Source organism: Pedobacter lithocola (genome assembly GCF_042650845.1).
GTDB classification, from domain to species: domain Bacteria; phylum Bacteroidota; class Bacteroidia; order Sphingobacteriales; family Sphingobacteriaceae; genus Pedobacter; species Pedobacter lithocola.
Window position 1 is genome coordinate 389070 of record NZ_JBHSBW010000013.1, and the last position, 25301, is coordinate 414370.

Annotated in this window: 25 protein-coding genes; 2 read left to right on the plus strand and 23 right to left on the minus strand. The window is 35.2% G+C overall.

The genetic code is table 11. From position 1 onward, the window contains the following. Nucleotides 1-34 precede the first annotated feature (34 nt). From ACFOWA_RS15705 to rpsT, 12 genes are all read right to left on the minus strand, one after another. Nucleotides 35-550, minus strand: coding sequence for an Mpo1 family 2-hydroxy fatty acid dioxygenase (locus tag ACFOWA_RS15705; protein WP_378986774.1), 516 nt, complete (start codon nucleotides 548-550; stop codon nucleotides 35-37). A gap of 134 nt (nucleotides 551-684) precedes the next feature. Next, the gene (rny, locus tag ACFOWA_RS15710; protein ID WP_378986776.1) at nucleotides 685-2256 is read right to left on the minus strand and encodes a ribonuclease Y; all 1572 of its coding nucleotides are present in this window, start codon (nucleotides 2254-2256) and stop codon (nucleotides 685-687) included. A gap of 270 nt (nucleotides 2257-2526) precedes the next feature. Continuing rightward, the gene (locus tag ACFOWA_RS15715; protein ID WP_378986778.1) at nucleotides 2527-2817 is read right to left on the minus strand and encodes a cell division protein ZapA; all 291 of its coding nucleotides are present in this window, start codon (nucleotides 2815-2817) and stop codon (nucleotides 2527-2529) included. A gap of 33 nt (nucleotides 2818-2850) precedes the next feature. After that, nucleotides 2851-3141, minus strand: a complete 291-nt coding sequence (locus tag ACFOWA_RS15720) for a hypothetical protein (protein WP_378986780.1) — start codon at nucleotides 3139-3141, stop codon at nucleotides 2851-2853. A 31-nt stretch (nucleotides 3142-3172) separates the two neighbouring features. Beyond that, entirely contained in the window at nucleotides 3173-5572 is a 2400-nt protein-coding gene (pheT, locus tag ACFOWA_RS15725) for a phenylalanine--tRNA ligase subunit beta (protein WP_378986782.1), read from the minus strand. 444 nt (nucleotides 5573-6016) lie between these two features. After that, entirely contained in the window at nucleotides 6017-6211 is a 195-nt protein-coding gene (locus ACFOWA_RS15730; RefSeq protein WP_378986784.1) for a hypothetical protein, read from the minus strand. 2 nt (nucleotides 6212-6213) lie between these two features. Beyond that, nucleotides 6214-6399 carry a hypothetical protein gene (locus tag ACFOWA_RS15735; RefSeq protein ID WP_378986786.1) on the minus strand — a complete coding sequence of 62 codons (186 nt, stop codon included), beginning with the start codon at nucleotides 6397-6399 and terminating at the stop codon, nucleotides 6214-6216. 1 nt (nucleotide 6400) lies between these two features. After that, on the minus strand, nucleotides 6401-7795 hold the full coding sequence (locus tag ACFOWA_RS15740) for a radical SAM protein (protein WP_378986788.1): 1395 nt from the start codon (nucleotides 7793-7795) through the stop codon (nucleotides 6401-6403). Further along, a complete protein-coding gene (locus ACFOWA_RS15745) occupies nucleotides 7788-8561 on the minus strand; it encodes a prolipoprotein diacylglyceryl transferase (RefSeq protein ID WP_378986790.1) in 774 nt (257 codons plus the stop codon). The genes ACFOWA_RS15740 and ACFOWA_RS15745 overlap by 8 nt, the downstream gene beginning before the upstream one ends. 4 nt (nucleotides 8562-8565) lie before the next feature. Continuing rightward, on the minus strand, nucleotides 8566-9405 hold the full coding sequence (locus ACFOWA_RS15750; protein ID WP_378986792.1) for an endonuclease/exonuclease/phosphatase family protein: 840 nt from the start codon (nucleotides 9403-9405) through the stop codon (nucleotides 8566-8568). Between the two features lie 74 nt (nucleotides 9406-9479). Beyond that, nucleotides 9480-10178 (minus strand): RadC family protein, encoded by a 699-nt coding sequence (gene radC, locus ACFOWA_RS15755; protein WP_378986794.1) that lies wholly within the window; start codon nucleotides 10176-10178, stop codon nucleotides 9480-9482. A 67-nt stretch (nucleotides 10179-10245) separates the two neighbouring features. Then, on the minus strand, nucleotides 10246-10500 hold the full coding sequence (rpsT, locus tag ACFOWA_RS15760) for a 30S ribosomal protein S20 (RefSeq protein WP_123205479.1): 255 nt from the start codon (nucleotides 10498-10500) through the stop codon (nucleotides 10246-10248). Between the two features lie 238 nt (nucleotides 10501-10738). Here rpsT and purN point away from each other — a divergent pair, with 238 nt between their 5' ends. Then, entirely contained in the window at nucleotides 10739-11317 is a 579-nt protein-coding gene (gene purN, locus ACFOWA_RS15765) for a phosphoribosylglycinamide formyltransferase (protein ID WP_378986796.1), read from the plus strand. Nucleotides 11318-12050: 733 nt separating this feature from the next. Here purN and ACFOWA_RS15770 read toward each other — a convergent pair. Then, nucleotides 12051-13148, minus strand: a complete 1098-nt coding sequence (locus tag ACFOWA_RS15770) for a hypothetical protein (protein WP_378986798.1) — start codon at nucleotides 13146-13148, stop codon at nucleotides 12051-12053. 3 nt (nucleotides 13149-13151) lie between these two features. After that, nucleotides 13152-13961: a sigma factor-like helix-turn-helix DNA-binding protein gene (locus ACFOWA_RS15775; RefSeq protein WP_378986800.1), complete on the minus strand. Its 810-nt coding sequence runs from the start codon at nucleotides 13959-13961 to the stop codon at nucleotides 13152-13154. Nucleotides 13962-14546: 585 nt separating this feature from the next. Here ACFOWA_RS15775 and ACFOWA_RS15780 point away from each other — a divergent pair. Then, the gene (locus ACFOWA_RS15780; RefSeq protein WP_378986802.1) at nucleotides 14547-14801 is read left to right on the plus strand and encodes a helix-turn-helix domain-containing protein; all 255 of its coding nucleotides are present in this window, start codon (nucleotides 14547-14549) and stop codon (nucleotides 14799-14801) included. An 86-nt stretch (nucleotides 14802-14887) separates the two neighbouring features. Here ACFOWA_RS15780 and ACFOWA_RS15785 read toward each other — a convergent pair whose 3' ends face one another. The 9 genes from ACFOWA_RS15785 to ACFOWA_RS15825 all read right to left on the minus strand — a co-directional run bounded on the left by ACFOWA_RS15785 (nucleotide 14888) and on the right by ACFOWA_RS15825 (nucleotide 25162). Further along, nucleotides 14888-15277, minus strand: a complete 390-nt coding sequence (locus ACFOWA_RS15785; protein WP_378986804.1) for a hypothetical protein — start codon at nucleotides 15275-15277, stop codon at nucleotides 14888-14890. Nucleotides 15278-15300: 23 nt separating this feature from the next. Beyond that, a complete protein-coding gene (locus tag ACFOWA_RS15790) occupies nucleotides 15301-16248 on the minus strand; it encodes a toll/interleukin-1 receptor domain-containing protein (protein ID WP_378986806.1) in 948 nt (315 codons plus the stop codon). 110 nt (nucleotides 16249-16358) lie between these two features. Then, nucleotides 16359-19595 carry a type I restriction endonuclease subunit R gene (locus ACFOWA_RS15795; RefSeq protein WP_378986808.1) on the minus strand — a complete coding sequence of 1079 codons (3237 nt, stop codon included), beginning with the start codon at nucleotides 19593-19595 and terminating at the stop codon, nucleotides 16359-16361. After that, the gene (locus ACFOWA_RS15800; RefSeq protein ID WP_378986810.1) at nucleotides 19592-20620 is read right to left on the minus strand and encodes a DUF4917 family protein; all 1029 of its coding nucleotides are present in this window, start codon (nucleotides 20618-20620) and stop codon (nucleotides 19592-19594) included. The genes ACFOWA_RS15795 and ACFOWA_RS15800 overlap by 4 nt, the downstream gene beginning before the upstream one ends. Nucleotides 20621-20635: 15 nt before the next feature. Further along, nucleotides 20636-21292: an abortive infection family protein gene (locus ACFOWA_RS15805; RefSeq protein ID WP_378986812.1), complete on the minus strand. Its 657-nt coding sequence runs from the start codon at nucleotides 21290-21292 to the stop codon at nucleotides 20636-20638. 2 nt (nucleotides 21293-21294) lie between these two features. After that, complete coding sequence (locus tag ACFOWA_RS15810; RefSeq protein WP_378986814.1) at nucleotides 21295-22785, minus strand: restriction endonuclease subunit S; 1491 nt, start codon at nucleotides 22783-22785, stop codon at nucleotides 21295-21297. A gap of 4 nt (nucleotides 22786-22789) precedes the next feature. Further along, nucleotides 22790-23209 (minus strand): nucleotidyltransferase substrate binding protein, encoded by a 420-nt coding sequence (locus ACFOWA_RS15815; RefSeq protein WP_378986816.1) that lies wholly within the window; start codon nucleotides 23207-23209, stop codon nucleotides 22790-22792. Continuing rightward, a complete protein-coding gene (locus tag ACFOWA_RS15820; RefSeq protein ID WP_378986818.1) occupies nucleotides 23202-24800 on the minus strand; it encodes a type I restriction-modification system subunit M in 1599 nt (532 codons plus the stop codon). The genes ACFOWA_RS15815 and ACFOWA_RS15820 overlap by 8 nt, the downstream gene beginning before the upstream one ends. A gap of 212 nt (nucleotides 24801-25012) precedes the next feature. Next, on the minus strand, nucleotides 25013-25162 hold the full coding sequence (locus tag ACFOWA_RS15825) for a DUF5763 domain-containing protein (RefSeq protein ID WP_378987738.1): 150 nt from the start codon (nucleotides 25160-25162) through the stop codon (nucleotides 25013-25015). Nucleotides 25163-25301 lie beyond the last annotated feature (139 nt).

Consider the following 25301-nt stretch of genomic DNA (forward strand, 5'->3'; position numbering starts at 1 on the left):
GCTAAAGGTTAATTTAATGTGATCAATGTTAAGATTAGTACTTAATACCGGCTTTCTTGCAGATGAAATGCAATAACCAAATCGGACCTATTAACAAGAATTTAACATCATCTAAAAATGATGGTTTTTTTCCTTCGATTTTATGACCAATAAACTGACCAATCCAGGCTGCAACAAATAAAACCAAGCAAATTAACCAAACTGCCGGACCGCCATTTTTTTCTAACTGCTCTAAAGAAACGATTCCCCAACTCATTAAAATAATTAAGAGCAACATCATATACGATAACACAGGAGAAAGGCGATAATAATAGTAAACCGAAAACGCAATTAAAAAAGAAGCCCAGTTTACAAAACCATTGTACTTACCTAAAAACCCAAGATATGGAAACGGAATTGACCAAACCAAACCCAATAAGCTAAAGATAATTAACGGAACACAAATCCAATGAATCACTTCGTTGGTTTCGTTATTGTGGCTTTCCTGGTATTTATCAAAATAAATATCAACCGGGCGCTTAATTTCAGTTTTAGTCGTTTGCTTGATCATTATGTAAAAATAAAAAAAGCGATGGAATTTCCATCGCTTTAAATTTTGTTTTGTTTCATGCACCGTCATGCTGAATTCATTTCAGCATCTTACAATAAAGACTCTGAAATAAATTCAAAGTGACGAATCAACAATTACTTCGCAAACGCAACAGAACGTGTTTCTCTAATTACGGTTACTTTTATTTGCCCAGGATAAGTCATTTCCGTTTGAATACGGGTTGAAATATCTGCCGCTAATAATTCTGCCTGAGCATCTGTAATTCGCTCACTTTCAACAATTACGCGTAGTTCTCTACCAGCTTGAATAGCAAAAGTCTTCTCTACACCTGGATACGAAAGTGCAAGCTCTTCTAAATCTTTCAAACGCTTAATGTAGCTTTCAACAACTTCTCTACGAGCACCTGGGCGAGCCCCAGATATTGCATCACAAGCTTGAATAATAGGCGAAATCATGGAAGTCATTTCGATTTCATCATGGTGAGCGCCAATTGCATTACAAATTTCTGGATGCTCTTTATATTTTTCAGCTAACTGCATACCTAAAATTGCATGTGGCAATTCAGGGTTATCATCAGGCACTTTACCAATATCGTGTAGCAAACCAGCACGTTTAGCCATCTTTGCGTTTAAACCAAGTTCTGCTGCCATGGTAGCACAGAAATTAGCAACCTCGCGAGAGTGATGTAAAAGATTTTGTCCGTAAGATGAACGGTAACGCATACGTCCAACCATACGAATTAGTTCAGGGTGTAAACCATGGATACCTAAATCGATAACGGTACGTTCGCCAATTTCAACGATTTCATCTTCAATTTGCTTTTTAGTTTTGGCTACAATTTCTTCAATACGAGCCGGGTGAATACGACCATCTGTAACCAAACGGTGTAAAGCCAAACGGGCAATTTCCCTTCTAACCGGGTCGAAACCAGATAGAATAATTGCTTCAGGTGTATCATCTACAATAATTTCGATACCCGTAGCCGCTTCCAAAGCACGTATATTTCTACCTTCTCTACCAATAACCCTACCTTTAATTTCATCACTTTCAATATGAAAGATTGACACGGAGTTCTCTATAGCAGCCTCTGTAGCTGTACGTTGAATGGTTTGGATAACTACTTTTTTTGCTTCCTTACTTGCAGTTAACTTAGCTTCATCAACGATATCTTTTATTTGAATCATAGCCTGGGTACGGGCTACTTCTTTCAGATTTTCTACCAACTGATTCTTAGCTTCTTCGGCAGATAAACCAGCAATTGATTCTAATTGGGTTAGGTGTTGATTTTTTAAAACTTCAACTTCATCCTGCTTTTTAATCGCTAATTCAGTTTGTTTTTCTAAATGAATTTTTTGTTTATCAAGCTCAGCTTCTTTTTTATTAAAATTTTCCATGCGTTGATTTACCGATTGCTCTTTCTGTTTAATGGTATTTTCACGCTGGTTAATATTATTGTTTTTAGCATTTACCTCTTGTTCATGCTCCGCTTTCATTTGCAAAAACTTTTCTTTTGCTTCTAAAAGTTTGTTCTTTTTTAAAATCTCTGCATTGTTTTCTGCATCTTTTAAAATCTTTTTTACTTTACTCTGTGCAGCAATTTCCTGCTGTTTAAGTAAGCTGCGCAGTAGAAATCTGCCTACTACTATACCGATACCTAAGCCTGCTATTACGGCGAATATGTACCCTAAAATTTCCGTTATCTCCATTTTGTTTGTTAAATAAAAAAACCGCGACTAATTTTTTTAAAGTCTCATACATTTTAAACCTCAACTAAGCATAATTAGGGTTTAAGCCATTTTCAGGTGCTAAAGCAGATGAAATACGCCCTCTTAACCCTATAGATATTGAAGTGTTAAGTTTTATAAAATTTGAAACTCAAAAAACTAGCCGCGGCTATGTTTTTGTGCTAATGTCGTATTTGTTTATTGAGGTATAATATATATACTCAACACAACAAATGATATAAAGAACGTACCTTATTTTGCAAAGAAATCGTTTAATAAAATATCCAATTCTTCAACTTTATCAGCAACAGCAGTATCTTGGTTTTGCACCTTATTTTCAGTTCTTAATACCGCAGTTGCATAGTGCAAAACTGCCATAGAAAGAAGATCCTGCTTATCTCTAACCGCATAATTATCTTGATAATCTTTTATGCGCTCATTGATCATTTTTGCTGCCCGTCTCACAATTTCTTCCTCTTCCACATTTACCTTTAAGGGATAAATACGGTCGGAAATGGTTATCTTAATCGAGATTTCTCCCATTGTTTAGCTTAGTTTCTGATTTTGCCTCATCACTTATTTTTTAAGCAATGCGATACTCTTATCAATCTCCCGCACAAAATCGTTAATTTTTTGTTTAATATCAAGCGACTTCTCGCTTGCGCCCTCAATACTTTTAGCAATTTTAGTAACCTTGAGTTTTTCCTCCAAGTCAGTATGTTTGCTTTTCGAAGTATCAAGCGCAACTTTTAACGATTGATTTTCAAGCTTTAATAAATCATTTTCTTCATGCAAAGCATTACACAACTCTATAATACGAGCCGTTTTTTGTAATACTTTATCTAATTGATCTGCAACAGAAGCCATGAATTTATTTCTAAAAATACGAATTTAAATTTTATTTCCTAATTTCTGCCCCTGCCTGCCCTATTAAATTGGCAATTAGTTTCGACATGGTATTTTCTATTTGTTTGTCAGTAAGGGTTTGCTCCTCATCCTGTAAAATAAAATTCAAAGCATAAGATTTTTTCCCTTCAGGCAGTTTATCGCCTTCGTAAACATCAAAAACACCAACTTCTTTTATTAGCTTTTTATCGGTTTTAAACGCAATTCCCTTTAAAGTATCGAAGCTTACATTTTTATCAATTAACATAGAAAGATCTCTTCTAACCTGTGGGTATTTAGAAACTTCCTTATTTACGATTTTGTTCTTTTTAACAATATCTAGCAATGCTGCCCAATCAAAATCGGCATAAAAAACTTCAGCATTTACATCTGCCTGCTTTCTATCTGCTTTAGATACCGCTCCAAAACTTACCAAAGCTTTATCTCCTCTAAAATATTTGATGCCATAAGCAAAATTCTCATCTTGCAGCACATCGCTTTGATAGGATGAAATTCCTAAACGTGAGAGAACTGCATCAACCGCAGCTTTTAAATTATAAAACGTTGCCGATTTAGCATTCTGGTTCCATTGCTCACGCTCTTTCCCGCCAGATATTAATAACAATAACCTTGGCCGCTCTACATACTTTTCATTAATCAAATGGTAGGTTTTACCAAATTCGTAAAACTTAACATCGGCATTTTTACGATTTTGATTGTAAGCAACGCTTTCTAAAGCAGGCATTAATAAATTTTGGCGCATTACATTTAAATCACTGCTTAGCGGATTTAAAATAAATACAGCTTCATCTAAATTTTTTGAATAAGCAGACTTTGTTAAAGAATTACACATAATTTCTGCATAACCATTAGCGGTAAGCATATCGGCAATTGCATTTTGTGTATTCTCTTTATCTGGTTTTGATGTGTTGGCAAGAGACGCATTGATTTTTGTTGGGATTGCAATATTATTGTAGCCATAAATCCTTAAAACTTCTTCTGTAATATCGCACTCACGAGTAACATCAACCTTAAAAGAAGGCACCCTTAAAGCCAAAGTATCATCTGATGTATTGGTTGCCGAAATACCCAAAGCTGTAATGATATGTTTAATTTCTGCAGCAGGAATATTTGCACCAATCAGTTTATTTATATTTTTATAACTTACCTCGAACTCGAAGGGTTTAATATGGCTTGGATAGATATCAGATACAGATGAAGATATTTCACCACCTGCTATTTCCTTTATTAAAATGGCAGCATATTTTAATGCAGTAACGGTAATTTCAGGATCGGTACCACGCTCAAAACGGAACGAAGCATCAGTTTTTAAACCATGCCGTTTCGATGTTTTACGAACTGAAACCGAATTGAAATACGCACTTTCAAGAAATATATTTTTTGTATTGGCATCAACACCCGATGTTTTACCGCCAAAAACACCTGCAATACACATCGGTGCTTCGGCATTGCAAATCATTAAATCTTCTGCACTTAATTTACGCTCAACATCATCAAGGGTTACAAATGGAGTTCCTTCATTAACCTTTTTAACGATCACCTTTTTTCCTTCAATTTTATCTGCATCGAAGGCGTGTAAAGGCTGACCTAAGCCATGCAACACAAAATTGGTAACATCTACAACATTATTGATTGGCCTTAAACCAATCACCTTTAATTTATCTTTAAGCCAATCCGGAGATTCCTGAACAGCAACTCCTGAAATGGTTAAGCTGCTATAACGCGGACAAGCTTCAACATCTTCAACCTCAACAGGAATAACCAAATTTTCGTTATCAACTTTGAATGATGATAAATCGGGCATTTCATATTCACTTCTAAAATAAGCGGCCAAATCTCTAGCAACACCTAAATGAGAAGCTGCATCAGCACGGTTAGGTGTTAATCCAATTTCAAAAACGAAATCATCATCCATTTTAAAATGTTCTTTTGCTAAAATCCCAATTTGGGTTTCTGCAGGTAGAATCATGATTCCATCGTGAGATTTCCCTAAACCGATTTCATCTTCAGCGCAAATCATTCCTTGAGATGCTTCTCCTCTTATCTTCGATTCTTTGATTTTAAAAGGCTCACCCTCTAAAGGAAAAACTGTTGTTCCAACAGTTGCAACGACAACTTTTTGTCCGGCGGCAACATTTGGCGCACCACAAACGATTTGAAGATTTTCTTTCCCACCTACATTTACTGTTGTTACCCTTAAACGATCGGCATTTGGATGTTGTACACAAGTTAAAACTTCGCCAATAACCAAACCCTCTAAGCCGCCTATAACAGGCTGGACTTTATCAATACTTTCTACCTCTAAACCAACATCGGTTAGGATCAAAGAAAGTTCTGCCGGCGTTTTATCTATTTTAACGAATTGCTTAAGCCAATTATATGATATTTTCATTTACTGAGGTTTGAGATTTAAGACAACAGATCTGATACACAATGTGTAACAATCCATTTCCCGAAAACTTATAAAATGCAAAGATATTATTTAAACCTTAAACCAGGAACCTAAACGAGAAAACTTGATGTAATAAAAAATTCCGTCATCTCGACTGTAGTGTAACGTAACGCGAAGATCTTTGACACCAGCATTACTTGTAGAACAACTTTAAAAGATTTCTCGGCTATGTTTGAAACGACGACACTATTATGCTGAATGACGCGAATCAAAAAGTGTCACCTATTATTTCCATTATGTTTCGATGATTTACGCAGAAAAGAAGCTGCGGGTGTCTGTGTGATCTGCGGGGAAAAAATTATTGTATTAATATGGCTCATGAAAAGATTTAGCATCGCTAAGCTTAATTCTAAGTCCTTGGTGGAAATGAAGATCCTGTTTAGCCTAATGACCAATACTTAGATTAGAAAGTATTACAGCACAAGCGCCCGCTCCTACAACCACCAAGATTACCGAAGCAATAATTAATTTTAAGGCAGGTTTTACCAGCTGGTTTTTTACAGACTTCATAATCAGCTGAACTATCCCAATGATAAAAAGTACAGCAACCAATAGCCAGTAAATCACAAAAATTTCCATCGCTAACCGTTTGCTAAAAGAACAGCACAGGCGCCAAGCCCAATTACAACCATAATAACCGATGCAATAAGTAATCTTAAACCCGGCTTAACCGACGTGTTATTGGATGAGCTAACAATCATCATGATAATGCCCGTTACGAATAACACTACAGTGGCCAACCCATAAAGTAATAGTAGAATTATCATATCAATTCATATTTAGTTTAGCTCTTATGGCATCTATTTTATTATCACGATAAAAAATATTCATCGTTTCAAAAGGAACAATTTTATATTTATCACTAACAATGTGTACGCATGATTTTTTTACAGCCCTAACATCAAAATCGAGTGCATCCATAAAATTCATGATGATAATACGAAAAAGATTGTCGTAACTCAGGTTATCTGATTTTACCCTTGGCAAACAGCACATCAATTCACCAAAAGTATCTTCAGCACAATCTACAGAAACGCCTGTGCTAAATAAATTAAGCATATGCTCTTTTAGTTTTTCATCATGCTCAAATACAATGGTATTTTTAGAGTTATTCAATAAATCTTCAGGGTTAATTAAATGTGTCATCGGCACAACTTCATCACCAATTTTTAAGGCATAAGCCATACAAAGTGCATCGGGGTTGCATGGAACAGGTATTAAATCCTGAGGTGTAAAGGTTGGGTACTGCTCGTATATCCTTCTTCTTACTTCAGTTAACGTAATTCTTCCTGCCTGGTCGTTATAGTCATCATTTCTACCAGCAACCTGTGTGGGTTGAAAAGTTACCCCTCGAACACATTTTTGCTTGGTAGCATAATCAATAATATCACCAATTTCTCCATCATTTAAGCCCTTTTGTAAGGTTACTACCAGCGTGGTTGATACATTAAATTGGTTCAGATTATCAATAGCTTTTCTACGTACTTCAGTTAAATCTTCACCACGTAATTTCGTAAGCACATCGGCATTGAAACTATCAAATTGCAAATAGATTTCAAAATCGGGCATGTAGCTTGCCAGTTTGGCTACAAAATTTAGGTCTTTAGCGATTCTAATACCATTCGTATTCACCATTAAATGCTTAATGGGTTTCGTTTTTGCCAAATCCAGGATTGCAAAAAAATCAGGATGAACGGTAGGTTCACCGCCTGATAACTGAACCACATCAGGTTCGCCCTCATTTGCAACCACGGCATCCAGCATACGCTCAATTTCCTCTAACGTTCTGTGCCTGCCATAGTTTGGCGATGACATGGCATAACAGGTTGGGCAGGCAAGATTACACCTATCGGTAACTTCTATAACGGTTAAGCAAGAATGCTGCTCGTGGTCGGTACATAAACCACAATCATACGGACAACCATAATGCACTTTGGTGTTAAACTTCAATGGCATTTCTGATTGCTTATTATAATTTCTGATTTGCTTGTAATACTCCACATCATCGGCAATCATAACTTTACTATCACCATGGCTTTTACAATTTTTAAGCATAAAAACCTTTGCATCCTGAAATACAATTTTTGCATCGCACAGCATCAGGCATTCCGGACAAAGGCTCTTCGTGTAATCGTAGTAAATATAATCTCTGGTATTAGCCATATTCTTGTGCTTGATTAGTAAATGGAGCTGTTGCTATTCTGCTAATGAATTTATAATAATAAATAAAAATAAACAATGCCGACCAATGTATGCTGCTTAAATTTAGAAATAAAGGTTGATAAGGTTTGATAAACTCAACCAAAAAGCGAAAGAAAAAATACAAAACCATAAACAGTTTAAAACGATCGCCGTTGATCATTTTTTTTCTTTTGAGCAATTGAAATACGAATAGCAGTGCAATAAGAAATAGCATTTCATAAAGCATTATCGGATGCCTTTTTATGCCATCGCCTAAATCCATAGCCATAAAAAAGCTGGTGGGGATGCCATAAGTTGGTTCATCAATACCCATCGAAAAGCAACCCAGCCTGCCAATAAGTAGTGCAATGATAATCGGCACCACATACAAATCGCCGGATGCAATTTTAACACCAATGATTTTTTTTATTAATTCTACACCAAACAAACCACCCAGCAAACCACCAACAATGGTTTTGCTTTGATAGAGTGTTAAAAATGTGATTTGATTTAATGTTGAAGGCGTTTCTAAAACAGCAATAACCCTCGAGCCAATTAAAGCCCCAAGCATTGCTCCCAGCATAATCCACAACCGGTTCTCATCGGTAATTGGATCTTGAATTCCCTTTTTCAGATAATAATATACCCGGACACCAATAATGAATGCAAGGGTTTCGAATAGGTAATGGTAATGATAATAGCTACCAAACAATTGAAACTGGAAAGGAAATAAGTGGTTAGTATTCAAATAATTACTTAAAGTATAGCCTTACAAAAACAGGTAAGTGGTCAGAATAATATCTTTTATCTTTACTATCACTAAGTACAGCAAACTTTTGAACTTTTAAGCTATTATTTACAAAAATATAATCGATTCTGTTTTTTAACTCGCTGTTAAAATCAAATGCATTAAATGTGCCTGCCGGACCATAAGGTGCTTCTACTGTTACTTCTTTGGTATCTTGCAAAAACGATTTTATGGTAGATATTGCTTCTGTTTCTGGTGTTACATTTAAATCTCCGGTGTAAACTACAGGCAGCTTTGGCGCAATTTGCTGTATTTTTTGCTTGATTAATTTAGCAGATTCTATCCTGGCTTGTACACCTACATGATCGTAGTGCGTATTGAAAACAATAAACTCCTTTTTATTTAAATTATCGTAAAGTTTAACCCAGGTACAAACTCTTGGTAAAACCGCATCCCATCCTTTTGAAGGTACATCAGGCGTTTCTGACAACCAAAAAGTGCCACCATCTTTTTTATTAAATCTGGTTTTATCATAAAATATTGCCGAAAATTCACCTTTACGTTTACCATCATCTCGGCCAACGCCTTGACTGGCGAAATTAGTATTTTCACTTAAGGCATCGAACTGATCGGCCAGGGCTTCCTGTACACAAAGAATATCAGCATCATAAAATTTTACCAACGCTTTAACATTTTCTTTACGGTTTGGCCAGGCGTTAACACCATCACCAGGATTGTTGTAACGTATATTGTAGGTTATAATGTTAATTGGCGTTTCTTTTTTTTGGGCGAAAGAAGCGCTTGTTACAAGCAAACAGATTACAAAATTTAATAGAGTTTTCATTCGGCCAAATTACAAAAATGTTTAACTCCAATATTGATTTAAGGTTAAGTAACAATTGTTTTATTAATTACAGCTTACATTGAACCCTCGTCTTTATAACTAAAAAATGCATTGTCGGTAAAAATTAAATGATCTACTATTGGCAATTCCAGCATAGTTCCCGCAGCCACTAAACTCTTGGTTAGTTTGTTATCGCTATCACTAGGTTTTAAATTTCCTGATGGATGATTATGTGCGAGAATAATATAGGCAGCATCATTTTCTAGTGCAATTTTGAAGATAATTTTCGGATCGACTACGGTAGCTGCTTGTCCGCCTTTACTAATAAGATGCTTGCCCATAATTTTATTGGCACTGTTTAGCAACAATATCCAGAACTCTTCATGGTTGAGGTGGGCAAAAGTATGTTGAAGGTATTTGTAAACATCAGTTGATGCGGTTACTTGTAACAATTCCTCCTCTACGTTTTCCTTTCTTCTAAGACCCAATTCAAGCGCTGCCACAATGGAAATTGCTTTAGCTTCTCCAATTCCTTTAAACTTAGATAAATCGGCGATGGATGCCCTACCGAGTTTGGTTAGGTTGTTTTCGTAGTAGCCTAGGATACGCTTACTTAAATCTACAGCGGTTTCATTTTTATTGCCCGAGCCAATCAGGATAGCAATAAGTTCTGCATCGGTTAAAAACCTGCGACCATTGAGTAAAAGTTTTTCTCTTGGCCGGTCTTCTTCAGCCCAGAGTTTTATGCCTATTTTTTGTTCGTAGTCTGCCATTTTTTTTGATAAAAAAAAAGGCATCCCAACTTTTGGTTGGGATGCCTTCTACTAATATCGTAAAAAATTAGCTTAAACCGTTAACGAATTTCGTTAATTTTGATTTGTTGTTAGCTGCTTTGTTTTTGTGGATAACATTTTTCTTTGCTAAACGATCTAGCATAGAAATTACTTTAGGCAATAAATCTGAAGCAGTTTTTTTATCTTCTGCAGCACGTAACCTTTTAATAAAAGTACGTGTAGTTTTAGCCTGATATCTGTTACGTAAACGTTTTGTAGCGTTTGCTCTAATTCTTTTTAATGAAGATTTATGATTTGCCATTGTAATTTAGCCTTTATTTTTTCTTATTCGTTTCCTTTAATTCGGGTTGCAAATATAGGATTAATGTTTTTAAATTACAAAACACTTTTAATTTTTTTGAAGATTTTTTTTATCCAACAAATTGCCTTACAAATGTAAGCTAAAAATTATCAGTTCGAAACCAATATTTAATTAGAAAAAACAAAAGCATTTAAGAATAGCTGCTTAAAAATGCTATTTTTGAAGAAATAGAATTTGAGTGAAAAAACGAATAGCCATCTTTGCTTCGGGTTCGGGCTCCAACGCCCAAAAACTGATGGAGCATTTTAAACGCAGTGCCGATACAGAAATTTCGTTGGTGTTGACCAACAATCCTGATGCTTATGTTTTACAAAGAGCAGATAATTTCGAAATTCCCAGCCATATTTTTGATAAAAACGAATTTTATAAAACCGATGAAGTTATCGATTTACTCAAAAACCTTGATATAGATTTTATCGCTCTCGCCGGTTTTTTATGGCTTATCCCAAAAAATTTAATTGATGCCTATCCCGGAAGAATCGTAAATATCCACCCGGCTATTTTACCAAAATTTGGTGGCAAAGGCATGTATGGCGATAATGTTCATAACGCTGTTATGGCTGCTGGCGAAACAGAAGGCGGTATCACCATACATTATGTAGATGAACATTACGATGAAGGGGAATACATTTACCAGGCTAAATACAAAATCGATAAAAACGATAATTTAGAAATGGTTAAGTTTAAAGGGCAACAACTGGAACATTTACATTATCCAAGAATCATAGAGAGCCTGGTAAAGAAGATAAAGAAATAGACTTATTTATTGGCCTGTATGCATTTCTCGAATGCTTACTCTGCACCTTGTTACCCTGCATAGGAACTGATCGCAGGATAACCCGTTGAAATTTTTGCATTAAGATTCCCGCATACGCGAGAATGACGACTTTGGGATTAGACAAGTCTTTGCACCCTGCTACCCGGCATAGGAAATGATGGCAGGGAAAAACGTTAAAGCTTTTGCACATACTTTCACAAACCACAGCCCAAGGCATCGCGTTCTTCCCGACCTTTCGTCGGGACTTGTGATGCCGCCTATAAAGCTTTGACGAATTTACCCAACATCAGTTCCAAGCCTTGATTGTTTGCTTCTTTGTTATCAAGAACAAAGAAGGAGCCCCTCGGCGGCGACGAGCCGAACAAATCCAGAGCGAAAGACTTAATATAAACAGATTGCCACAGCCTGTGAAAAACAGGCTTCGCAATGACGACTTTAGGATAGGAAGTTAAGGTGCTTCAACAAGCTCTGCATTCTGAGCTTGTCGAAGGACAAACCATCTCCTCCCAAAACCTATTATAGAGCAGATTATTTTCTGTCTTTAACGATTACACCCCCAACCAAAACTCTGATAAACATATTAAACTCCTTAATACACACTGGCAATTGCCAATTGAACAAATCACGTTCTTATTGCATGTTCAAAATAAATTGAACTTTGTGAGTGTAACATAAACCTCACCCTACGGTTGTGCAAACAACCTCCTTATATTTATTCTACAATAACCTGAATACCTGCCTTCTCAGCTTTGTAGCTAATTTTTTCTTTTAAACTAAAGTAACTCCAGTTCTGCAATAAGAAAGGTTCTTCTTTCGTTAATTCTTCCTTCGCTTGCTGATTAACCAACAATATCGTTGCAGCCTGGTGTTTTAAGCAAAAGTTAATCAGCATTTTGCTATATACATGCAACTTATGTTCTACATAGCGTTTCTCCATCGCCCAATAATCATCCAGACTTCTCATTTTTCGCTTTCGACCATGCCCACCACGATTAAAGCTTGAACCTTTTTGCAATCTGGATATTGCCGCTTTTATGGCCAACCTGCGGTGTAAAAACTCTTCTTTGCTACCGATTACACATTGGTACTTTCCAATCTTAACCACCACCGGATGTTCTATCGACAATGAAACTTCAGCAATGATGAAAGGATCTAAACTATGCTGTTCCTTATCAATTTTAATGGCAGCTAAAAAGAATATTTTGCCCTTCGCCAGCTGTAAACTACTGGTTAGCAATTTTAAATCACCCGTTCTTATGCTTTCCAGAAATAACCGCTTATTAGATTTATCTTTACCCAAATAGGTTCTGAAAGGAATTTTAAAAAAGTTAAAACGGAAGTCCCTCCCATTTTCTGTTTTGGTGAATTTCGTTATTGCCGCCGCATTAAAAGGCATGGGAAGATTCTTTTTATAATTCCGCAGCGACTGCTCTCCCTTCCAATAAGCACCTTTTTCTTTATCGAAATGAGACAGCAAAACATGGTTGAGGCAAGTCATCATACTCATCGGCACCTGACCTTTGAAATGCCTGGAAAGCACTTGATAGGCAGAACCCTCCCGCGACAACTGAAGCATGCCTTTTTCATCTTTCTTCTGGTCCATAAGCTTTAGCTTGATGTCTTCGCTGAGGTAGAAGAAATCTTTTACCTGCTCTTGTACATACTGATGGCTTACAATTATATTGGCTGCCCTGAAACATATATTTTGCCATTGGTAAAGTTGGCCTTTGGCCTGTTTAACAACTTCAGGGTCTTCCGAATCAATTAATAACTGAATTTTACGGGTAACAATCATGGTATGCTTTTCCATCAGCTAGCGTTTAACCTTCCTGACTTTAGCCATGGCATCTACATATGTCTTTTGAATATAACCTTGATTAAGGTTGAGGTGTCTGGCAATCTCCTCAAAGCTATATTGAAGTTCGTATCGCATGCGTAAAATAGCCAATTGCTCTCCAGCTACATCACCCTCAAATTTGCATTTATTGGCTTTTCCAACCCCATCGAGCTTGCGTGTATCCATTAGAATCGCTTTAAGGCAAACGAGGGTCTTTTCCACTTTTCTGGCAACTTCATCATCCGATATCCCACCAATATGCCAGGCCACGCGACCGTAATCAAAAGCATATTTAATACAGAGCCGAATAAACAATTGCTGATCTGTACTCAGGTTTGGAATCACCTTTTCTACCTCCGCCCATTGCTTTTTAATCTCCTCATCGGGTTCTGCATCGCAATTCATATCCTCGCTTTCAAAGTTGGTATCTTCAGAACCAATAAATTCCTGGTAATTTTCCAGTTCATCAAGACGTAACATATTGCGCTGAAACGTATGTTTAGCGGCTTTAAAATAAGCTTTGCATCCGTCAGACGTTAGCTTCTTCACAAAAACCTCTATCTGCTCTGCTGCTGTAAACTTGTTTCTAAAAAGCCAAAGGCGCAAAAAAGCTTCGTTCACAATACAGTCGGCATTTACATCATCTTTGATATACCTTAAGCCCCTGTAGTATAAAATGGGATACCAGATCTTATAAAAAAATTCCAGCCCTTTTTCATTCCCTTCCCGAAATTTGGTAAAATGAAGTTCGTAAACTGATTTTGAGGTTAATTTTGATGCTGTCACAATATATTTTTTATTTACTTTTTATTTTTTCTACTTAAGCCTAACCTCACGATGTCATCCTGAACCAGCCCATATGTCATCCTGAGCCTGTCGAAGGGCATCTACCTCAACACTTCATCAAAAGCAGTGCAGAAACAGGCTTCACCTATGCCGTACATAATTTTTAAGTTAAGCTACAATCAAAACAATAGCTTATTGGGATGTTAAAAAAATGGGGATGTTTTAAAGAATGTTCAATACAAAAGCATGCACTGCCCTGGGATGAGGCAGTAGAACCAATCTTGCATGGTTAGCTTTTGGTTTAAGTTATTGAAGTCATGGTGGAATGAAAAACTAAACTTTCTAAAACTATACGTCTCTCTATGCCTGAAGATATATTCCTTCAGCACTACTAAAGCTATTTCTAACACAACTACGTATATAGAAATCAAAATTTGATTCTGCTGCTAAATGCATTCCGCGATTTAATTGTCGTAACCACAGAACTTTAATTACTACTCAACTACAATACGAATATATAAATATTTATTAAAAAGTCAATATAAACATTGACTTAAATTTTATCACTATTATACAGTTTGCTGAATGGAAAAAACAACCATAAGTAAATTCAAACTCGACTTGGCAAAAAGGATAAAATTTCTTAGAAAAAAGGCCGGTCTTACTCAATCTGCATTGGCAATAAAAATTGGCTTTAAAGACAAACAAATTGTCAATACTTACGAATTAAAAGGGGCAAATCCAACTGCTTATAATTTAGTGCTGATAGCGCAAGCTTTGAATGTAACCGTTGATGAGTTATTAGATTTTTCTGAATTGGATGAATTAAATACTAAATAGTACTAAGAGAGGTTACTGGTAAATGAAAGACAGAAATTGAAGTATTTAAGGGTAGATAGAAAAAAGCTATAAAGAATTGTAAAAAATTAATATAAATACCGGCATATACTCTTACTGCTATAATTATCGGCTAAATTATAAAGTGCACCTAATATATTACCGATAACAAATTCCTCGTTAAAGGATAGCTTATCATCTTCATCACTAAAGGACAATATTAGCTTAATATGTTCTGGCTGGTTATCTAAAATTATTGATATCTGCGCCTCTAAATAATCTTCAACCAAATTAAATCCATCCCATTTATCGGTTTGCCTTTGGATGCATATCTCTTCCCAAAGATTTTTAAGTATCGAATTAGGATTTAATCTATATTCTTGTGGTGCTCTTTTTAATTTGAATATAAGTTTAGATAAAATGGCATTCAAATAATACTTATATGCATAGGAGACAATTTTCTGGGCAACTTCAGACATGTGATTTAAACTGAATTATTATTTTATGATATACCAACTTGTTCAATAAAGTTATTCCAAATTATTTCTGCTACGCCTACTGCTGTTAATTGAACTTCATCTCTCTGACGTTGAAATCCATAAGCATTGTGGCTTATCCAAAAAAGTTCGTACTCATCGAAACCAATATTAAAAAGCTTATCTAGATGTATGCTGGATTCATTCACCCGATCAGAAAAAGCATATTGAAGATCCCCAAAATGTGTTTGCCCCTTATTAACTAACGAAACTGCCAGATATGAATCTTTAACATTAGCACGATTTGAAATTAAACAACTAAACGAAGAATTATCTTGCTTCAAAAATCTTGCTTGAATATTTTCAACATCATTAATTTCATCAACAGAAGATTTGAAATAAGCCAAGATATATTTAAAACTTGCCTCAATAAAGTTAACTTTATCAACTTCGCTAAAAGTTTTTTTCACTTTATAATTCCTTTTGGAAGATGGAACTGCGACCTCATTTGATGGCTTGTCATCACTGATGTAAACTTGCGGTTTCGTTTCTATTAAACGGCGGAGCTCATCAACAACAGTTAAAAATGCATTATTAGGATTTGTGTAATCACTAATTGGTTTACCGTCTTTGGGAATTGCTTTTAATTTTCCAAAAGGTGTTTTTTGCCACTCACAATGTTCAACAATTATTGGTACAATAATAAGTTCACCTTCTTCTTGCAACTGCAAAGCTGCCTCAAACTCTTTTTCAAAGCAATAGTTTGATGCAAGATAGTCTGGACTTACCAACGCAAGGAAAATTTGCGAAGAAGCAAGTGCCCCGTTTATTTCATTCTCTAAACTGCTACCAGCATGAATTTCTTTATCTGTCCATTCATCAATCATGTTCTCTCTTTTCATTTGAGCAAGATGAACTTTTAATCGCTCCAAATAATTTTCGTCCCTATGACTGTATGATATAAATGCTTTCATAACCTACTTCCTTTAATTATCCCAAACTTTAAATTATAATTATTTTAAAAACACTGGTAAAAGCTTTTCTCTACCTAATATGTAAATACGAGAGCTAATTTTAGAAAGGCCTATCCCTTCACAAAATAATCAGCCATCAATTCAGCTTGTTTTAAAACCGTTTCAATTGCTTTAGCTTGCTTATCTGGTGGATAGCCTCCTTTTGTAAGGGTTCTTTTTACAATCACCATTAATTTTGCTCTTGCACTTTCTCTTATTGTCCAATCAATTGTAGCATTAGCACGGATTTTTTCAGTAATCTCACGGGCAATTTCTCTTAATTGTTCGTCACCTAAAACCTGTACAGCACTATCATTTACTTCTAATGCATTATAAAAAGCAACTTCATCTTTTGTCAAGCCTAATGCTTCAGCCTCCTTGTCACTATCTTTTATTGCTTTTGCAATATTTATTAGTTCCTGAATAATTTCGGCAGTTGTTAATAAATTATTCTGATACCGTTTTATTGAACCCTCCAACATCTCTAAAAGCTTTTTGCTTTTAACCAGGTTTGTTTTCGAACGTGTTTTTATTTCATCATTCAATAATTTCTTTAATAGTTCCAATGCAAGATTCTGATGTTTCATTCCTTTAACCTCCAAAAGAAACTCATCAGAAAGAATTTCCAAACCCGAAATTTCCGGTTTATCTATTCCCGCAGCCTCAAAAATATCTATTACCTGGTCTGAACTTAATGCCTCATCTACAACTTGCTTTATGGCCGTTTCAATTTCCACATCAGATTTACCTGTTCCTATACCCTCAAACTTTACTAATCTGGCCTTTACAGCTTGAAAGAATGCTATATCATCTTTTATCTGCATCGCATTTTCATGTGGTATGGAAAGCGCAAAAGCCTGACTTAACATGGTCACCTCCCTAACAAACCTATTTTTACCATCTTGCAATCCTAAAATATGTTCTTCAGCTTGTAAAATAATTGATAATTTTTCTTTAGCATCAGCTTTAAAAAAACGTTTATAGTTAAATTTTAAACTATTTCCATAATAAGCTTGAGGCTCTTCAACTAAAATATCTATTTGAGTTCGGCTTTCCTCATTAAAAAACTGGACAACTATTTCCAATTTTTCTTCCATTAAAGCAATTGCTTTACTCAAATCTTGAGTTGGTTCACCCTTTCCTCCTGCCGCTGAATAAAACGAAAGTGCCTTTTTTAAATCTGTCCCAATACCCAAATAATCAACAACCAATCCTCCTGGTTTATCTTTAAAAACGCGATTTACCCTTGCGATTGCCTGCATAAGATTATGCCCTTTCATCGGTTTATCAACATAAAGCGTATGCATGCTTGGAGCATCAAAACCGGTAAGCCACATATCCCTAACTATTACCAAACGTAGGGGGTCAGTTTCATCTTTCATCCTTTCCGCCAAATCTCTTCGCTGTTGCTTTGTAGTATTGTGCCTTTGCATTTCTGGCCCATCATCACTTGTCGATGTCATTACAACTTTAACAACGCCTTTACTTAAATCATCACTATGCCATTCAGGTCTCTGCGCAACTATTTCTTTATACAATTCTGCAGCTATTCGCCTACTCATAGCAACAAACATTGCTTTACCTTCAAATACTTGTTGGCGTTGCTCAAAGTGGCTTACAATATCTTTTGCAAGATTTTTTATCCTTTCTGCATTACCAACAATAGCTTCTAATTTTGTCCATTTGGCTTTTGCCTTTTGCTGCTCAGTTATCTCCTCATCCTGCTCTAATTCCGCATCAAACGCTTCAATTAATCTTCTGCCTTCTTCGTCAAGGTTTACTTTTGCTAAACGACTTTCATAATAAATACGGACAGTTGCGCCATCTTCAATCGCTTGGGAGATATCATAAATATCTACATACTGTCCAAAAACTTGTGGTGTGTTTACGTCTGTACCCTCAATCGGTGTACCGGTAAAACCAATGTATGTAGCATTGGGTAACGCATCTCTCATATATTTAGCGAAGCCATATGCAATACGCTGACCAATTTTTTCAGTTTTATCTTTGTTCATTACATCTTTAACCGATGCTTCAAAACCGTATTGTGTTCTATGCGCCTCATCTGCAATTACAACAATATTTCTTCTTAAGGAAAGTTCATCATAAACAGATTTTTGGCCTTGCGGAAAAAACTTTTGAATGGTTGTAAAAACAATACCTCCACTTGCTACTTTTAATAACTTCTTTAAATCCTCTCTATCTTTTGCTTGTACAGGTTCTTGCCTTAATAACTGTTTAGAATTTGCAAAGGTTTCAAATAATTGCTCGTCCAAATCATTTCGGTCTGTAATCACTAAAATGGTAGGGTTCTGCATCTCAGGTGCCGTAATTAACTTACCTGAATAAAAAACCATGCTTAAACTTTTACCTGAGCCTTGCGTATGCCAAACTACACCACCTTTTTTATCACCTTTAATTCCTGAGGCTATAATTGTAGATTCCACCGCTCTATTTACTGCATAGTATTGATGGTAAGCAGCAACTTTCTTTAAGGTTTCTACCTGTGTGATACCTGTTTTTGCATCTATCTTTTTATTTGTTTCGAAAACTATAAAATTCCTTACTATATCTAAAAAAGTTGTAGGGTTTAACATGCCCTTTAACAACACCTCCAATTGAGGCATAAATCGAGATGCTTCTTTTGCGCCATCAGCCGTTTTCCAGGTCATATATCGACTAAAACCTGCAGATACACTTCCTGCCCTACCTTCTAGTCCATCTGAAATGACACAAAAAGTATTGTAGTTAAATAAACTAGGAATCGTAGCCTTATAGGTTTGTAGCTGGTCATAAGCTTTTCTTAAGGTTGCGGTTTCTTTTGCTGCATTCTTAAGTTCTATGACAACCAAAGGAATCCCGTTTACAAACAATAAAATGTCTGGCCGTTTGTTTTGGTTTTTTTCTACAATGGTATATTGATTGATGCAGAGAAACTCATTGTTGGCTTGGTCTTCAAAATCTACCAGTGCAACTTCGTAACTACGTTCGAAACCATCTTGTTGATAAGGGATTTTTACTTTCTCTACCAAAAACTGATGAAAGCTTTCATTGTTATGCAATAATTCTGGAGAGTAGATACGCAATACTTTTTGTACAGCTTGTTCTTGTGCATCTTGCGGAATGGCAGGGTTTAGTATTGCAACTGCTTTCCTTAACCTATCGATTAAAATAATTTGTTCGAAATTTTTGCGTTCGGCTTCTTGTGCACCAGGGGCGATAAAAATTCCCGGCACATATTCCCACCCTAAAGCTTGTAGGGTTTCTATCGCAAAAATTTCTATTTTATCTTCGGTGATTGGTTTCATTCGCTTTGGTATTTTTTCCAAACATTTGCTGATGCAGAACTAAAAAATATATACTCTCTTCCCTTGAAATCATAAAGTACTCTCCAGGAGTTTATTTTATCAATGATTTTCTTGCCACTTTCTGATTCAGCTTTACCGTGTAAGCTAATAAATATTTTTTTAAGGCTTTTATTTGAATTTATAATTTCAAATACGTGGTCATCTTCATCCCTAATCGAATGACCGAAAATAAAAAAATCACCTGTTATACTTTTGATACTAGAAAATGACCTAGATAAATAACCATTTTCTTTAATCCTTTTTAATTTATGTTCGGTAGTTCCTTCAGATATAAAAACAGGAAATTTGTTTTCATCAATTGAATCTTTTACCTGTTGGCCGATTGTTTTATTCTTATTAACCCATGTATACTTTTGTATAGATGCATTTTCATCTTTGAATATATGCATTGCTCCATGTATATAATATAAATTTTGTGAGTGTTCACGATCTATTTCCCAAGTAACCATCGAATCATCATCCCTGTTAGTTCTAAACCCGTCATCTGATTTTAACGGCGTTATTTCGCTATCTAAAAAATGCATATAAACCCAATAAAGTATCAAATCATAATTGAACGTATATTTTCTTCCATCTTCGAAGTGTTTCAAGAATTCGAAACAACTTCTATATTGCTCATCGGTAATTAAATTTGGATTCTCGGGGTGGCTTTCACTAATAACTGTTATCAATATTTCCTTAAGTTTTTCAGAATCGGCTTTAACTTTATTGAAGATATCTTTTTCATTATCATAATAATTCAAAACCCTTAAACTGTCTGTTAATTTAAGTACTACAAATTCGAAATCGGATGTATTGAACTCTTTGAATATTTCTTTAATTTTTAGGTCAGTGATCTTTTCTGCAAGCTTTTTATAATTAAATATCTCAGGAAATAGATCTACGCTAAAGCCATTGCCAATAATCAAATGCTTTTTTACAGTTGATTGGTTAATGCACTCATTAAAATCTAGAACATTTTCCATTTTATCATTTATGTTTTAATTATTATTTTCTTCATCAGATTTATTTAAATTAAATGAATAGAGCTCCGCTTTATATGCGTTTGGATCATTATAAAATAAAATTTCACTTGCAGGAAAGGAATATTCACCCATTTCAAATTCATCAAATTTTTGGTCCCAATCTTCATTAAATTCCTCATTATCTCCATACACTAAATCTTCTGCTTCTGCTTTTTTTGCTGGATTATCAGTTTCAAAAGCTTCTATCAAAAAAGAGCAAACTAAATCGGTAGATTCAACTAGAAAATTACCTGTCAATGTCTGGATTGAAGTCTTTCTTTTTTCAAGTTCATCTAATGTCCGTCCATGTGAAGTTGTTCCAATTTCATTTCTAAAATTACCCATTTGTTGCCCAACATTAGCAACTGAGCTACCAATTTGTCTTATGGTTGAAGTTGGGGGATAACCTAAACAACCAAATGAATAACCCAAAATCTTTCCTACAGATTCTGTTCCATCCAGTAATTGACCCCTTTGTTTACAAATTTCCTTTGCAATGCTTTCTAATAGAGATTTCGAATTTTCAATACAAATAGAAAAATCAGTCTCCATAAAACCTTCTATACGATTAATGTATTCGTATAAAGGTTGCCATCTGCTATAGTTTTCTAATAATAATTTTAATCGGTCCATTATTATAAATGAACCCTAATTTCTCCACTCAATAATTTTGTCAATAAATCATCACGTGTATTTTCTAGAACTTTGATTTGCAATTGATTAAAATCCATTTTTCTAATGATATCAATAAACTGAATTTCAATCTCCTTAATCTTGTCTGATGGAGGTATTCTAAAACTAATATTTTTTAACCCCTCAATGGTTAATGCCTCTTGAGTGCTTCCTATTTTAATAGCCCCCAATTCTTCTTGTCCTAGTTTAGAAATTAACCATAAATAAATAATTGAACTTGGCAGTTGTTTAAAATCTTTAAACCAAGTAAGATTACCATCTTTAAAATAAAACTTTTCTGACTTTTTAACCCTATAAGCAACGCCTAATGTTCCTACCGAAGTCATTAAAATATCACCCTCTTGGGGCGATCCAAATTTGATATCTATTTCATCAAACCTTTCATTTGAAATGTAAAGTTCGCTATTTGTTGAACCATTTTTTCTTAACTCAATAATTTCTTTACTCCTATAAAATGGTACGCCATTAGAAACATATTCTGAATAAAATATTCTTTTACTTGATGTAATTGTAATTAATTCTCCTAGTTTTTTTGTTTCCCAACCTTCCTCTGCTTCTTCAATAAACCATTGCCTAAAAAGTGTTTCTGCTAATTGTTCTAAAGTTTTATTTTGGCGTTGTAATAAATCTATTTTATCATCTAAACTACTTAAAACGGAAGCTATTTCCTTCTGCTCATTTTTTGGAGGCGCTGCTATTTTATAATCTCCTATTTGGGACTGACTAATGTGTGGGATAGATGTACCTGTATGTATCGAATCAACATAATCAGCAAATTGTTTAGAAAAAATGTTATACCAAATATATTTTTGATAGAAGTCTTTTTTCGCTCGTAGTAAGGCAACTCTTTGCGCTAAAATTAATGGTAACTCATTCATTTTGATAATAGCTTTATTTTTACCAACTCTCGAGCCGTCCATTCCTATGACTATATCGTTTTCCTTTAAAAAATATTTTTCTAAATCCTTAGTAGATTTATTCCAATGCTTTTCAGAATCCCATCTAAGAGCACCCAAAGTAACATTCTCACCTCTTACGACTTTTAAATTTCCGTTTACCTCATACTCGTCTCCCTTAAAAGAAAAGCCTGTTAAAACATCAGAGGTAGTCGATAATTTGTATTCTTTCCACCTACTATAAAACTCAACCCCCATTCTATCAATATGTTCGGTTAAAGCAGGTTCACTTATGTTATGGTAATCTAATAAGTCTATTTTATAAGATAGATCTAGGTCATCTAGTTTGCCTGTTAACTTTAAAATGTCTTTAAAACCTAAATCTTGCCCTTTTATGGCTATGTCTATATCAGAACCTTCTTTAAAATTCCCCTTTGCTCTGCTTCCAAATATAATAGCTTTATCTACTTTTGAGTTTTCCTCAAAAATTGCATTAACGTTTTTAATTATTTGTTCTGTTAGTCCGAATTTCATCATCAATTTAAGAACTTAACTTTTCTATCTGCAAGCGGGTTTGCAGTTGTACAAATAAATCTACATAATGCGTTGCAATGTCATCTGCAACTTTGTTGGCAGTGGCTTCATCATAAGTATGTACGCTTAGCTTACGGCTATTTACCATTTCGAACCATTGCTCTGCATTGGTAATTAAGCCTCTGGTAAAAGATAATTTAATGGCATCTTTACTACCTTGTATACCAACCTCTCCTTGGTCTTCATAATAATCTTTCATCGTTAGCCAAGCCAGTTCATAAGTCATTTCAAAAAATTTAATCATACCTACTTTTATCACTTCTTCTTCGGTATCTTCTTTAAACTCTATTAACGCTTTTGATAGGCTATTTAATGCCTTATTAAAATTATTAAATCGCTGTATCCAGCGTACATCTTTGTTAGCCATTGGTTGGTAATTTAATCTTCGCTAAGTTCTCCGTTATCTTTCTGTTCAGCTCTGCTTCTTCTGCTATTTGGCTTTCTAATTCTGTTTTTAAAGTGTTAAATCGTTCTACAAAATTAAAGTCATCTTCTTCATCAGCCAAACCCACGTACCTACCAGGCGTAAGTACATAATTTAATTCTCTAACCCTTTCTATTGTTGCCACATTGCAAAAGCCCGCTATATCTTCATAATTGCCATCAGGATTACGCCAGTTATGGTAAGTGTCTGCAATTTCGTTAATGTCGTCTTCGCTTAAATCTCTATTTTTTCTATTGATTAAAAATCCTTTGTTTCTGGCATCAATAAACAAGATTTCGTTTTCTCTTTTTCTAAAATTGCCAGTGGCTTTATTTCGAGAGAGAAACCATAAACAAGCGGGTATTTGTGTATTTAAAAATAGTTTTGTTGGTAAGTTTACGATACAATCTACCAAACCATTTTCTATTAGTGCTTTTCGTATTTCGCCTTCGCCAGTGGTATTGGTAGTTAATGCACCTTTAGATAATACAAAACCTGCCTGCCCGGTTGGCGCTAAGTGATATAGAAAATGTTGTATCCAAGCATAATTTGCATTTCCTGTTGGTGGGGTTAATTTCTGCCCGAGCACTTTCCATCTGGCATCATCACGTAATAATTCTCCGCTCCAGTCGCTATCGTTAAATGGTGGGTTGGCAATGATATAATCAGCTTTTAAATCTTTATGTGCATCATTTAAAAACGAACCTTCATTATTCCATTTTACGTTACTGCTATCAATACCACGAATGGATAAATTCATTTTGGCTAATCTCCAGGTGGTTTGATTACTTTCTTGTCCGTAAATAGAGATTCTATCTTCAGGGTTTAAGGCAAGTCCTTTAGCTCCCTTTTTTTGATAATAATCTTGGTGTGCTTTTACAAATTTTTCACTCTGCACAAACATCCCACCACTACCACAACATGGATCAAATACTCTACCTTCAAAAGGTTCTAACATTTGAACCAATAATTTCACGACGCTTTCTGGCGTGTAAAATTGTCCGCCTTTTTTACCTTCAGTTAGAGCAAACTCTCCCAAGAAGTATTCGAATACCTGTCCTAATAAATCTTTGTTTTGAGCATCTTTTGTGCCCAATGTAGCAGAGCCAATTAAATTCACTAAGCCACCTAAGCTTGCCTTATCTAATTTTTCCTGTGCATAAACTTTAGGCAAAACCCCACGTAATGATGGATTTTCTTTCTCAATGGCATCCATTGCATCATCAATATCTTTACCGATGCTTGGCTGTGTTGCTCTACCTTGTATGTGCGACCACCGAGCTGAGGCTGGTACGAAAAATATCTTTTCAGCTACGTATTCATTTTTATCTTCAGGATCTGCACCTTCACTTATTTGTGAAACCAATGATTGATATTGTTCTTCGAAAGCATCTGATATATATTTGAGAAAGATTAAACCTAAAGCCACATGTTTGTATTCTGCAGCATCCATATTTTTACGGAGCTTATCTGCAGCTTTCCAAAGCTTTTTCTTTAAAGGTTCTTCTTGCTCAGTTTTTACTGATTTAGCCATTGTATTTGTAAAAAATTTCTTGAAGTGTAAAGTTAATTTTTATAACTCAATTGGTACAAGAAGAGCAATATTAATTGATAAATTTTCGATCAATGCAATTATATTTGTTAGGGCCTTGTTAAATATCAAGATATGATTGCTTACTATTATACATTCCGGTAAAGCGTGCATGGCTTTTTAATTAAAATAAAACTATTGGGGTGAGTAAACTATCACTTCCCATGCTGCCAACAATACCCATTTCCATTCCCACTCCTTTTACAACGGCTTCCTTTTTTAGTCAGCGCCTTACACTGCCCAACATAAGTAGAAGCTTTACTACTGCTTTTAGGGCTAGAAGTAAATGTACGGATGGCCTTCACTGAACTGGATGAGCAAACACCACAGCTTCCGCCAGCGCCACAATGTTTGCAGGCACTACAATTGGAGCAGGCTGCACAAGGACTATAACCGTAACAGGTAGAAACGGGTGCTTTGGGTTTAGACTTTTTTGGCGTTAGA